The sequence below is a fragment of the Bradyrhizobium sp. STM 3557 genome (assembly GCF_045571465.1).
GTDB lineage: Bacteria > Pseudomonadota > Alphaproteobacteria > Rhizobiales > Xanthobacteraceae > Bradyrhizobium.
The window spans coordinates 7120799-7134162 of the sequence record NZ_CP120697.1 but is presented as its reverse complement, the minus strand read 5'-3'; the positions used below and the strand labels follow the sequence as shown (position 1 = coordinate 7134162).

At 62.8% G+C, this 13364-nt stretch carries 4 protein-coding genes; all 4 read right to left on the bottom strand.

Going from position 1 to position 13364, the window contains the following annotated elements; genetic code table 11:
* Positions 1 to 60: 60 nt before the first annotated feature.
* Positions 61 to 6036, bottom strand: coding sequence for a DUF3320 domain-containing protein (locus tag P6U24_RS33005; protein WP_407156581.1), 5976 nt, complete (start codon positions 6034 to 6036; stop codon positions 61 to 63).
* A gap of 677 nt (positions 6037 to 6713) precedes the next feature.
* A complete protein-coding gene (locus P6U24_RS33000) occupies positions 6714 to 10010 on the bottom strand; it encodes a UvrD-helicase domain-containing protein (protein WP_407156580.1) in 3297 nt (1098 codons plus the stop codon).
* Complete coding sequence (locus P6U24_RS32995) at positions 10007 to 12715, bottom strand: PD-(D/E)XK nuclease family protein (RefSeq protein WP_407156579.1); 2709 nt, start codon at positions 12713 to 12715, stop codon at positions 10007 to 10009. The genes P6U24_RS33000 and P6U24_RS32995 overlap by 4 nt, the downstream gene beginning before the upstream one ends.
* Positions 12716 to 12892: 177 nt before the next feature.
* On the bottom strand, positions 12893 to 13270 hold the full coding sequence (locus P6U24_RS32990; RefSeq protein WP_407156578.1) for a hypothetical protein: 378 nt from the start codon (positions 13268 to 13270) through the stop codon (positions 12893 to 12895).
* Positions 13271 to 13364: the final 94 nt, after the last annotated feature.

Sequence of the window (13364 nt, the reverse complement as noted above, 5' to 3'; positions counted from 1 at the left end):
ACGGCCGGGCCAGAGACGGCCTCGCAAACGGTCGACGATCGCAGACGCGTGTAGACGTCGTCAGTCCGCGCCGAGATAAATCTCGAGGGCTGCCTCGAAGCGCTCACGCGTGGAGGCAGCGAGGCGCCCGAGACCGAAGTGCATTTGCATTCCCCGCACGATCTCTTTGGCGTCTAGGCCACCAGCGCTGAGCATTCGGGCGAGACCCGCGAGTTCGCACAGCGGAACGTCGCCGTGAACCCGCTCGCCGCCGTCTCGATAAGCGATGATGGCCGGCACGATCTCACCCGACTTCCAGATCACATGGCGATCGCCATCGCGCGAGGTCGGGTATCTGTCCCGCCCCAAGGCCGCTTTGACGACCTTCTGCACGTTTTCGCCCGAACGTTGGAAGCCGTGTGCGCGTGCAAGCCGCTCGACCAAGACATCCAGATAAATGGGCCCCTCGATGGATACGACGTGGTCGACCATTTCGCGGAGCTTCGAGCGGTAGTCCACGTCGTAGAATCTCTCGCGCTCCGGAGAGACGGCATTGGCCGGATCGGCTTTCACGTAGGGAACCATCGCCGCCGGAGCCGATGTGTCGCTAGCCGGACCCTTCGCGTAGAGCTTCGCCGGTTGCTCGACAGAATTTGATTCTTCCGGAATTGGCGTTGCGGTGCCGTATCCGTCGTTCTGTCCGTTTCCGTTCTTCGGCTCGGCGGGAGGCCCGAACGGGATAACCTTTCGTTCTTCGTCGGGAATCGGTCCGGCGTCCACCTCGACCGGTGCTACCTCGGGTTGGAGCTCCGCCTCCGTGGCGACGCGCGAAGCTCGATCCTCGGCCAAATCGGCTTCCAGCCGTGCGTGGATCTTGTCGAGCGCCGAGCGGGCGTCCATCCACCATTCGGTACTCCAGATGCGGCGGATCCGCCACCCGAGATCGGCGAGGACCATCTGGCGTAGTCGGTCGCGGTCGCGTGCCGTCGCCGAGCGGTGGTAGGTCGCACCATCGCATTCGACCCCTGCGAGGTAACGTCCCGGGAAGTCCGGATGCACGATACCGAGATCGACCCGGAAGAATGATACGCCGACCTGCGGGTGAACGACCCAGCCCTTATCTTCGAGAGCCTTCATCACCGCATCTTCGAATGGCGAATCCGTGCCGCGACCTGTCGGTGCGAACGCTTCGGCGATCGCCCGGGCTCCCTGCTCGGCGAATTCGAGGAAGTGCTTGAAGTCGGTCACGCCGCGCGAGCCCGTCCGCCCGAGATCGATCTGTTCGGGACGCAGTGTCGCGAACACGAGAAGCTCACGGCGCGCGCGCGTCACGGCGACGTTCAGACGGCGGTGCCCGCCTTCGCCGTTGAGCGAGGAGACCTGTGCGGTCACGCGGCCGGTTTTGTCGGGGCCTACGGCGACCGAGAAGATGATGACGTCGCGCTCATCTCCCTGGACGTTCTCAATGTTCTTGATCAGCAGTGGCTCGGGCGTCTGCGACTTATCGAAATGCCGTTCGAGCTCGGGATCCGCGCGTCGCGCCTGGTCGAGGAGATTCTCGATGAGCTTCCGCTGCTCGCCGTTGAAGGTGACCACGCCGATCGAGTGGGTCGACGTCTTCAGGCGCCGGACGACCTCGGTCGCGACGGCCTCGGCTTCCTTGCGGTTGACCTTCGCACCGCCGCGCTCGTAGACGCCGCCCTGGACGTGCACGTACCGAACGGCGGTATCGCGCGTGACGGGGGAGGGAAAGGTGACGAGCTCGCCGCGGTAGTACTTCGCGTTCGAAAACGCGATCAGGCTCTCATGTCGGCTGCGGTAGTGCCACGACAAACGCATGCTCGGGAGGTTCGAGGCGAGGCACTCGTCCAGAATGCTCTGCTGGCTTTGAACGACGCTGCCGTCGTCATCCGCGTCGTCGCCGGCGCCGCGCTGCCCGACGTTCGTGGGCGGAAGCTGTTCGGGGTCGCCGACAATGACGACCTGGGTTCCGCGGGCGATCGCTCCGATCGCGTCCCAGACCGGGATCTGCGATGCCTCGTCGAAGATCACCACGTCGAACGGTTTCGCGTCAGCTGGCAGATACTGCGCGATCGAAAGCGGGCTCATCATCACGCAAGGTGCGAGCTGCGTGAGGGCGTTCGGAATGCGGCCGAAGAGCTGGCGGAGCGGCATCTGCCTCGCCTTCTTGCTGATCTCGCGTGCCAGCGTGCCCCACTCCGGATCCCTGCCGAAATTCGTCTGCGTGGGAACGGCGGAGCCGATGCGGGTCTTGACGATTTGGCGCGCGAGCTCGCCGACTTTGCGGTCCGCCGCGATGAAGGCCTCGATCGCCGCTTCGTGGCGGTCGGCGAGGAAGCCGCTGAGGATCTCATCCTCGTTCACGATGGTTTCGGCGACCCACCGTGCATAGGCGTATTCGAACGACCGAAGAAGCTGGCTGCCGGCGGTTTCTCCCGTTTCCGCCGACGCGACAAGGGGGCCGAGGCCGGCCGTTCGAGCCGTTTGCGCCGCGGACTGCCAAGCCGTCCATTGCGGCGCCTTGATGAGATGAGCCTTCCAACGCGAGGTCCGCTCGATGAGGGCCTCGATCCAGCCGGCCGCGAGCCCGACGATTTCTTCGGGCTTGTCGAGACCGATGCATACGCCGAGCTCCTTGGCGGCGGTGTGCATCTTCGGAAAGGTGTTGTACATGCGCTCAAAAGCGAGATGAGCGCTACCGCCCGCTTGGAAGCGCGCCGGGTCGCGGCCCAACATGGCGGTGATATTCCGGAGCAACGCTGCCGACGCTTCTTCGTCGTCGACGAATGCATCTACGGCTGTGCGGGCGTTGTTGGCCCAAACGATGAGCGCGTCGAAGCGCGAGACATTCGTTGCAGGCCCGTGCCAAAACCGCTCCATCCCGCCGAACATGGGCTTGAGATTTTCGATTTCGCGAACGAAGTCTGCAAGGTGGGCGAGAACGACCAGATCCTTGCCGATGTCGGCGGGCACGCCGCGAGTGCAGAAGGGCTGGAGCGCCGCACGCATCTTGTTCTTGCGGCTCGCCCGAACTACGAAGTTCGATGCGCACGCTTCCGCCCATTCCCGCTGGAGGCCGAGAATGTCGAGACCAACGACCTTCATGCTGTATTCGGCGGACAGGCCGCCTGCACAATCGCGCATGCGGCTGATCAGGTCGAGCATCATGGTCAATGCGCGGACGCGTTCGGTCCCATTGTCGGCCAGCAAAACGACGCCGTCGGCCGCGTCTGCATGCATGAGGACGCCAGCTAGGCGGATGAGTTGCGGTAGCTTGGAGTCGTCCCAATCGCCGTCCCGAAGATTGATCGACCGGGCGAGTCCTTGCGCCGCGGACTGAAGGTCTCTGAGCGACGCCTGGACACGATCGATAGTTCGCGCCAGGGTCGAAGCCCAGGCCGGAGTCCACCTTGTCTGCTCGATGCCGGACAGGGGATGCACGCACGGATCGCCGATCGCCTGCAGCGCCGTCCGCATCTCAGCGCAGCATTCACGCATCCTCGCGATCTCTTCGGGAGTGTGCACAGTACCGGCGGGCCACGTCAGACCGACGTCGGCGAGCGCATCGCGATCGGCGACCACGCGGCCGAACGCCTCGTAGGCCGTCATGCCGTTGGCACGACGGCGATGGAGTGCCGAGACGAGCTTGTTGAGCTGGTTGCGCTTCCTGGCGAGTTCGCTGGTAGCGCTCGCCCAATCGTCCTCGGTCGCCACGTCGCGCTCCCGCCAAGCCGTCGCGAGCTGTTCGAGTACGCTCGATTTCTGCGCCTTGGTGGAATGGACCTCGAGACAATAGTTGCCGAGCCCTATTGCCTGCATGCGGTGGCGGACGACTTCGAGCGCCGCGGTCTTTTGCGACACGAACAGGACGGTCTTGCCGTGTGCCAGACAGTTGGTGATCGCGTTGGCGATCGTCTGGCTCTTGCCGGTGCCGGGCGGTCCGAACAGGACGAAGTCGGCGCCCCGCTGCGCCGCTACCACGGCCGCCAACTGGGATGAGTCCGCCGAAAGGGGCGTGAAGAGATCACCCGGTTCGATGACCTGATCGATCGTGTTGGGAGACACGAAGCCGCCGCTTCCGCCCTCGTAGGTGTGGGTCGGCGTGTCGATCAGATGTCTGACGACGCGGTTGCGCTTCAGAAGATCTTGCCGGTCGACCAGGTCCTTCCACATCAGGTACTTGGTGAAGGACAGCGTAGCGAGCGCGACCTGCTCGGTCACCTCCCAGCCTCTGATCTGCTTCACGTGCCGGCGGACCGACGTCCAGATTTCCTTGAGATCGATACCGGAGGCGTCCTGCGGCAGTTCGCCGGCGAGTTCCGGCATCGACAAGTCGAAATCCTGCTTGAACATCTGAAGCAGGGTCGGATTGAACCGCGCTTCGTCTTCGTGCAGCGCGAGCTTGAAGCCGGATCGAACGCTCTTTCGCTCGAGCTGGACCGGGACAAGGACGAGCGGCGCGCGGTAGGGGCCGACCCCGTCCTGCGGCATCCAGTTCAGGAAGCCGAGGCAAAGATAGAGGACGTTGGCGCCGCCCTCTTCGAAAGCGAGGCGGGCCGCCCGATAGAGCTCGGTCAGCCGAGTCTCGATCTCGGTGTCCGGGACGGTGGTGTGAAGTTCGCCCCGCGCCATCGCGTCCAGCAGAAAGGCCCTGCGCACCTCCTCGTTACGCTGCGCCGCAAGCAGCGCGCCGTCGCGACCGTCGCTGCCGTCGAGCACGTTGGACTTGCCGACCATCTTGAAGCGTTGCCCTCCGGCGAGTGCATCTTCGAGCCCGGCGGGGTCGGGGCACTCGATCCCGATCACAGCTTTCGAATCCTTGAAATTCAGGAGCCGATTACGGAGGCTGAGGTCGAGCAGGTTCCGCTTCCAGGTCTCCAACCGATCGGCAGGCCGGTCCGTCGCGGGTTCGCGCCTGCAATCGAGCTCCTCCTCGAAGGGCGGAATCTCGCCGAGCTCCTGCGCGACCTTGACCGTGTCCTGCGGCTTGATCGCGGCCTCGTTCGCTCCGACAATGTCGAGCGGCCGGATCTTCGTGGCGCGCGCGCGACGCACGTCGATCGCGATTTCGAATGTCGATTGTGCGTCCTCCGCGATCAGTTTGTTGGCGGCCTCGACGGCCTGCTTAAAGCGAGCGGGATTCGCGCCGGTCATCAAGGTGGTCTCGACGAGCGCGAGCTCCTCGAGCTGGACGCGTTTTCGTAAGGCTTGGGGATCGTCGATGACGGCGCTCGAGAAATCCTCGTCGATCAGCCAGACGCCCGCGAAGGCATGTCCTTCGGTCAGCACGAGGAGGGGGTTGAGGCCGGCCTGTTCGAGGCAGGCCGCATACAGTAGCGTCAGATCGAGGCAGGTGCCGACCTGACGAACCACTACGTCGCCCGGGCCGCGGATCTGTTGTCCGCTCTGCTCGAAGCTCTTCGGGGGCAGGACGTAAGAGATCGAACGGGAGACGAGTGCGGCCCAGATGGCGTCGGCGATCTCCCAGGCGCGGGCCTTCCGGCCGCCCGCATAGCCGTCCATCGAGTCCTTGCGTCCGGCTGCGGCGAGCTTCCCGGAGGCTTCGTGCAGGATGACGTCGACGCTCGGATCCGTCGGTCGTACGAACGCAGCGAGGAGCTCGGGCGCCGAGTTGACGCCGCCCCAGAAGGAGGGCGGAAGGACGTTCACTTGGACGGCATGCTCAGCGACCGTCTCCCCACGCGCAACGACGCGGACGCGTATTTCGCCACGCTGAGATGTGTTGACTCCGGACAGGAACGCCGGATCGAGTTTCAGGTCCACCAGCCGCAAATGATGAGCCGTCTGTGGAGCGATACGGTCGATCCGCCAGACGCCAGGAAACATGAAAGGAGGTTCCGCAATCAGGTGGACGGTGATCTCGGGCAATTCATCGGTCGTGTCATTTTCGACGACGAGCTCGCGAATGATGGGAATGGCGTTTTGATAGAATGCGGCGTTGACGTTGTCGGACGCCGAACAGGATACCTTTACGAGCCCGGAAACGACAGGTTCATCCGATTTCTTATCGAGCACGGTCGCGCCTCACCATTGGCGCCGGACCTCGTCTCGGTGCTTCCGAGCCGCATCCGAAACGCCGGAATCAGCAGGGCACAACCGTGGCCTGCTCGCCGAGACAATTCACGTATTCACCGTCATTTGCAACCCGACGAAGCAAATCTCTCGAACGAGCGCACCCGCCATCCAGCGACGGCAGCTCTCGCCACCCGCGAGGCCTTCCGCCTCTCCTTCGCGGCCTTCGGCGACCACGGCGTTGTGCGTCGATGCCGTTTGTGCGGAGCTGGTGGCTGGTCGAGGGCGACGCTCTGAGCTCAGAACCCTGGCTTCATAGCGTCCGCGATTCTTGGAAGCCGTCCGCGCCGGCCCAGATCGCTTCCAGGATTTGCCACCTTAAGCGACGCCCCATCCAGAGACGGCCGCTCACGGGCTGAGCGGGCCGTGAGGAAGCCGGGTTTGAAGGGCGGCGAGCGATTCCGCCGCGCCCGCGACCGCATCTCGACACTCCGGCCAATGAGCGGATCTTGGAAGCGGCAGCGCATCCGCGTATGGCGCTCCAGCTCATTTGAAAGGCGTGATGAACGGGGACCTTCCTCGTTGCCCTCAGTGCAGCGATGAGAGTGAATGTCGCGCCAACGTGCTAGCCAGGGAAAGACCAATTGCGCCCAGCCACTCTCAGTGGACGGCGCAGTAAATCACCGGGATATCCATTCCACGCGACCGGAAGTCATGTAGACGATGGCGCCACGTCGAGCTCCGATCACCTGCAGATATTGACCAAGCTGCTGCCGATGGGCTGTCCGGTCTGAATCTTCAGGTGCGATGTCACTCTTCCAATCGAAAGCGATCTTGGCGCCGTCTTCGTCATCCGCTACCGCATCCACCCGACCGGCGATCAATTGATCCGAACTCGCCGGAGCAATGCCATAGATCGGCAATTCCGCCAGGAGGCGCGCACGATATGGCTTGATATCGGGAAGCTGGAGAGTGCGTAGCGCGGTGGTCGCAAGCTCCGTCGGATCGGGCCCGGGGCCGAATGATGACTCCGAGCGCAGTTGATCGCGCAGTAGCGCGGCCCTCGCGATTACCGTCTCCGCGTCTTCATCCAATTCGCCGGTCACCAGCTCTTCCATCAGCTTGTGCAAGAGGATGCCGCGGATTCGCCCGCCCTCGACAAGAGGAAGCGGGCGAAGAGGCCCTTCATCGCTTATTTCCGACTGTATCAATCCGGTGATCACATCTGGATCGCCGTCGCTTGGAGTGATCCAGCGAATGCGCGGCGAAGCCTCGAGCCGCGATTGCTCCTCCGCGAATGTTTCGGCGTTCTGGAGATTTTCGGTCGCGGTGGGCGAGACGATGCTGGCGCGCGGTAAGCGCGAGATATCCAGCTCCGGCACGGTGTCCAGCCTGAAATCCAGGAGCTTGGCCCAGGAGGCATCATTGCTCCAGGTGAAGTCCGGTATGATCAGCAACTCCATCGCTCGCGTGCACGCGACGTAGAGAAGGCGCAGATTCTCATTTCGCTTCTCGGCTTCTTCGGCCAGCAGGGCGTCGCCGAGGCCCGGAGGGACCACCTGCCCCAGAGCCCAGTGCAAGGTCTCGTCCCTTCGCCGATAGACGAACGTTTCGGCGCGGCGCGGCATCGACGCGCGATTGATCGGAATGACGACCGGCCACTCGAGCCCTTTTGAGCTGTGAACCGTGACGATTTCTATCGACTGACCGTCGGCCTCGACCATGCCCTCAGGGGATCCTGAACTACTCGACCATTCATCGTCGATGTCCCTGGCGAATTGAACGAAGCCGCGGACGCGATAACTGCGGGCGCGCTCGACCAAACCGTCGATGTTCGCGAGCGATCTGACGGCCTGATCGGCGCTGCGAGTCGCCACGATGGCGCGAATGCGCAGCCGTTCAATTGCTTCGGCTAGGATCAGAGCGGGTGTGGTGCCGTGAACTCGACGACGAAGATCCCGCAAGATTGTCAGCAGCTCGCGCGCAATGGGGTGCTCAATGCTGGCCGGATCGGTTCGCAAGGAGAGGCCGATGATCCGATCCTTTTCGTCCGGCGTCGCAAGGTGTGCGGTTATGTCCAACAACTCTTGTTCGGTAAGCCCAACCAGGGGACCGCGCAACAAGGCTCCGAGCGCCAACGTATCCCGGGGGTCCGCCAGCGCGCGGATCAACGCCACCAGGTCCTGAGCCTCCTGCCTCCGGAAGAGATTCTTGCCTGCCTGCGAGGCGAAGGGCAGGCCGGCTTCTTCGAGCGCTCTCTCATATCGCCACAGATCGGTCGAAACAGGAGCAAGCAGCGCGATGTAGCCTGGACTGAGACGCCTGGTTTCGCCATCGTTGAGCTTTACTTCGACGTTTCCGATCAAACGTGCGCAGACCTCGGCGATGGCACGGGCTTCCTCATCGCGGGAGCTGTCGACCCGCGTCTCTGGAGGGAGTTGCACGGAGATCTTGGCGACGCACGGAGGGCCGTCTTTTGCAGGGGGGCGTGTGCTGCGCAGGGCGACATAGCCGGCTTCCTGCGAAGACAGGCGTTCTTCGAAGCAAAGGTTTACGTGCTCGAGAATTTGACCGCGTGACCGGAAATTGGCGGTGAGCCGGAGAATATTGTTCGGAAACTGCTCCTCGATGGCTCTCCGTACAGTCAGATACGTTGCGAGATCGGCTCCCCGGAATCGATAGATCGCCTGCTTCGGATCTCCGACGAGAAATAAGTGTCCGGGCCTCAGCGATCTCAGGTGCCACGCCTGCGCATTGCCCTCGGTGCCGCAGAGGAGGAACATAATCTCCGCTTGGATCGGGTCGGTGTCCTGAAACTCGTCCACCAGTATTCGCGAGAACCGCCCGCCGGCAGTAATTCGTACGACCGGATAGTTGCGAAGCACGTCGCGGCACGTGAACAATAGATCGTCGAAGTCTAGAACGGCCGCCCGCTTCTTGAAGGCCTCATATTCCGACAACACCTCTCCAAGTTCTGCGGAGAGTGTACCGATCAGAGATGTGGCGATCCTGCCCATCAGCGCGCCGTATGCGTTGCGACATCTTGCGTAGTGCTCCTCTGCCTGGTCGGCCAGACGGTCACCGGCTTCTCGCCCGGCCGCTTTTCGCCATAGGGAACGCCGTCTGTATTCGCGCAGGTCGAATGCATCCTTGCGCATAATTGGAAGCCAAGCCGGGTGCGCCAAGTCCCAGAGACCTTCGAAGTCGGGCAGGGGATCGAACCGTCCTTGAAAATGCAAAGCCAGTGTCTCGAGTGCTACGATATCCGGGTCTGCCTCAGGCGGCACGTCGACGTGGTTGCACCAGCGGCGGAACTCCCGAACGCTCTCAGTGAATTCCAGGTCAGCTCTAGAATCGAGATCGGACGGCAACGGCTGCGCCGATCGATAGCGGCGCCGGAATCTAGCGAAGCTGCGCAGGAGCTCTTCGGCGCCGGTCGGATCTCTGCGCGCGATCGAGGCGACGCAATCGCCCGGTGAGGAAACCGGTTTGTCGAGCCGATTCCGCCACCATCGGTCAAAGATCGCGTCGAAGGCAAAGTCCGCCTGATCAGCGTCAAGCACCTCCGCACCTGGGTCAATTGCGGCTTCGACCGAGTAGGCGCGCAGCAGATCGTGGCAAAATCCATGAATCGTTCCGCAATTCAATTCATCGAGCCGATCGGATGCGGCGCGCAAGGCTGTTCTTTGATCTGCCGTAGGTCCGTTCGCCAGACTGAGCTTGAGTTCGTAAGGAACGTTGCCCGAGAGAATGCAGTCGAGGTACCACGCGATGCGCTGACGCAGTTCGCCGGCCGCAAGCTCCGTAAAGGTGATGGCTGCGATCGATTTAGGATCTACGCCAGCCGCGAGCAGCATCACCACGCGGCCCGCGAGAAGGGACGTCTTGCCGGTGCCCGCGGCTGCCTCAACCAACAGACAGGAGTCCAGGTCGGTCAAAGCCCGCAGACGTTCGGCGTCGTCGACCATGGCCGTCATGGTGCGCTCCAGAAGCGGGCGATACTTTCGCTCGCCTTGTTGTAGGCTATGAGCTTACGCCTCTCGTAACCGGGCGATGCCGGAAGCGCCAAGCGAAGTTCGTTTGATTTGTCGAACGACTGCCGACCCGGCACCGCCGCGCCACGTCGGAGCATTGCGACAGCGACGTTGATGAAGGCTGCGATCTGTTCGATTGCTGCATTGAGATCGTGAAGCCTCAAAGCCAGAGGCTCGCCCCGCAGATAAAGAAGCCTGGCGACGATCTGCGTTTCTTCCTGCAGCAACTGTCGGCAGGCGAGGCCGTACAGCGCGCGCTGAAGCTCGGCCCCGCCGTTGATCACGATGCGGCTGGCATTCCTGGGAGCTTCGCTTGTCTTATAATCCGTTACGCGGGCCGCGGAATGGTCCATTCGCAGGTCCAAGCGATCGATGGTGCCGCGCAGCTTTACGGGCGTGCCCGGCACAGTAACGGGAATCCTCGGGTCCCAAGGCAATTCCCGCTCGATTGCGAAGTCCTCGGATTGACCAAACGGAACCTCGGTCCAACTGCGCGTTCCAGTTTCCGTAATCTCCTTTCTCAACAGTCCGACCAACGCCAGGGAAGCCGCGAAATCGAGCGTGTTGTTCCACAACAGAGTAGGAGGCACGTGCCCCTCCAGCGGCCAGCTCTCGCGGACAACTTGGACGGCCTCCTTCAGCGCGTCCTCGATCTCTCCATCCGACGCGCGCGCATAGCCAGGCTGAGGTTCAAGCAAGTCGACCGCGCGCCGCAGCAGCTCATGCACCAGCTTGCCGAATTCGGCAGGTGCCATCGTGAGCGGCTGCTCCCGATCCTGGGGCGCCATCCAACCAAGCCCATAGCGCCAGACAAAGCCGAGTGGATCCCGCAGCAATCTCTGCAAGGATGTCGGGGACTGCACGCGTTCGATCGCCCTCAGGATGATCGGATGATCTGCGTCGAATTGGCCGTCGTTTCGCGTGAGTGAACCGAGGTGCCAATTGCGCCAACACCGATCTGCCGATGCGATTCGATCGATTTTGGCTGCGTCCTCCGGGCGCGCCATGAGCCGGTCCGCCTCGTTCCAGGCGTGCTCGGGGATGCGCGCCCTCGACAGCGAGCTTTCGGGGCGGTCCTGTAGGAGGGGGCTTCGTCCCACTCGGCTACCTTGCGCGCTTCGGCGACTGCGCGACAGCACGATCTCGCCGGACGCCGCTTCGAGGATGACCCGGAAATGTCTGCGGTCGGCCTTGGCGACAGGATCGATGTCGAGCTCATCAGCCGGCAGGACGTGATCGGGTAGGATGGAATCGTTGCCGGAGTGCCGAGGCCAATTCCGGTTCGTGAGTCCCAGCAGACGGACGTGGGTGCGCGGCGCAGCCGCCAAATCTCGTGCCGAACACCAGACGATCGAATCGGCGGCGTCGTTTTCGGACTCAAACCGTGCATTCTGCAAGGAGAGCTCAATTGCCTCAGGCGGCGCGGTCCGCAACGCCGATTCCCAAAGCTGCATTGCGCGTCCGCGCAGAAAGTTGTGGCCGGCCTCCCTCGCGGCGGAAATTCCCTTCGTGAGCAGCTCGACGAGTGGCAGGATCGCCTGCGCACCGCCCAACGAAGGGTCCTTTAGCACCATGGCGGAAATCGCGCGCCGCCAATCCTCCATGCGCGCCAAGGTCGCGCCCCGCGGGATCGAAGCCATCCACTGCTGAGGAAGCGCGTCGAGAAGATCGTGCTGGCCACCACACAGGGGAACCAGGCGACGCACGCGTTGTTGGTTCACGCCATGCAGGAGGACATCGGCCAACGCTGCGCACCGTTGGCCGTCGCGCGTCGACAGCGCAGGAATTCCGTGTGTGAAATGCAATCTCAATCCAGCATCAGCGGCCAATGCGCAGAAGTGGTCGTCCCAAGGCGTCGTACCGGCCGAGGCGATCGCGATCTCGTAGGGTTTTGCGGCGCCAGACACGATCAGGTGTCGTGCCCAGCGGAGGCTCTCGACCACCTCGTGATGCGGGTCGGCGCAGGAGACGGCGGAGGCTTCGCGTTCGGCACGGGTCTGTTCCGGCCGGACTACTGGTCCCGCGAACCAGTCGGTCTCGGCATGCGCGGGTGCATGCCATTCGACAGGTATCTCCTTCGAAAGCGCCTCTATCAAAGATCGCCAAATGGGCGCGATCCAGGAAAGCCCCTCGATGGTCAGTGGCCCGATCACGCGCTTCGCATGGTGAATCCGCCCGAGGGCTACACTTCGTAGATCGTGCGGCGTCAATGTCGCGTTCGGCAAGGATCGGCGGATGCGTTCCTCGATCAGCGCCAAGTCTGCGAGGCGGGCGTGGCCCGATCGTGCTTTCGACTGCAGATCGATATCCGCATCCCAGACCTTGCGCAGCGTCCGTGAAACCGCGCGATTCATGCCCGGCAGGTGTCTCACCGCATCGAGTTCGAGCAAACCGCCCTGGGCGAGCGCGCGTTGAACGGCAAGTTCGAGCGCCTCCGTCGCAAGTGGTGCGGTAAATCCGCCCGCGAGCCTGGCGGCGAGCTGCGGCAGTGTCAGGATTTGAAGGCCGCACTCGTTTGCGCGCGCCGCTCTTATACGCCGCGTTTGAAAGGCGAGATGGCCCTCAATTACAGAGGTCCGGATATTGAGCATATGATCGGCGATGTCGTTACGGGCCCCCATGTCATTCGAAGCCGCAAGCGTTTTCAAGACCGCGGCAATCCCACGAGCCGGCCCTCCCCAGAGGATCACGGCTAGATGCAATTTGAATTGGTAACTAGGCCGTATTGGAAGAGCCGCTTTGTACATTGCGCTCCTTGGCTCACGCCTTTCAGCCTTGCAGATTGGAGCGCAGCGTAGTGCTTCGGTGCGTTCTGTCGATGACGTTCAGGACGCATCGTAGAATGGCCAGCAGCCGTCTTCCTCATGACGTCCCGTCCGATGAGTGCACGTATCATCCAACAAGCGTCGCCCGACATCCTTCCAGACGGCGCGCTGGCCGTAGAGCCGGATAGCGTCGACCTTCTGAATCTCGACGATTCGGCTGCAGCGCCGGCAGCCTACCCTCAAAAGATGCTTGGAGATTTCGCTCAGCCGCAGCGCGGCGATAGAGGATCCGGATGACCGGATGTCGGCGCTCGCATTCTCCAACACCGCTTGCCAGTATTCTGTCGGCAGGTCGTTGTCCGGAGCCAAGGCAGGTGTCGGCGGGGCCTTCCTATCGAGAGCAGCGGCCATCTTCTCCATCTGTTTTGAAGTCGGCATGCGTCAACTGGCGGGGCGATCGGTCATGGCCCATTAGAACATAAGGAGAACAAATGTCGAGTCCGGCCTGGCCAAAAAATATGGCCTTATGAAG

What these genes read in the sequence shown, in the direction of transcription:
- P6U24_RS33000 (WP_407156580.1), bottom strand. Translation starts at nt 10,010, where the DNA reads ATGACGGCCATGGTCGACGACGCCGAACGTCTGCGGGCTTTGACCGAC.
- P6U24_RS32990 (WP_407156578.1), bottom strand. Translation starts at nt 13,270, where the DNA reads ATGCCGACTTCAAAACAGATGGAGAAGATGGCCGCTGCTCTCGATAGG.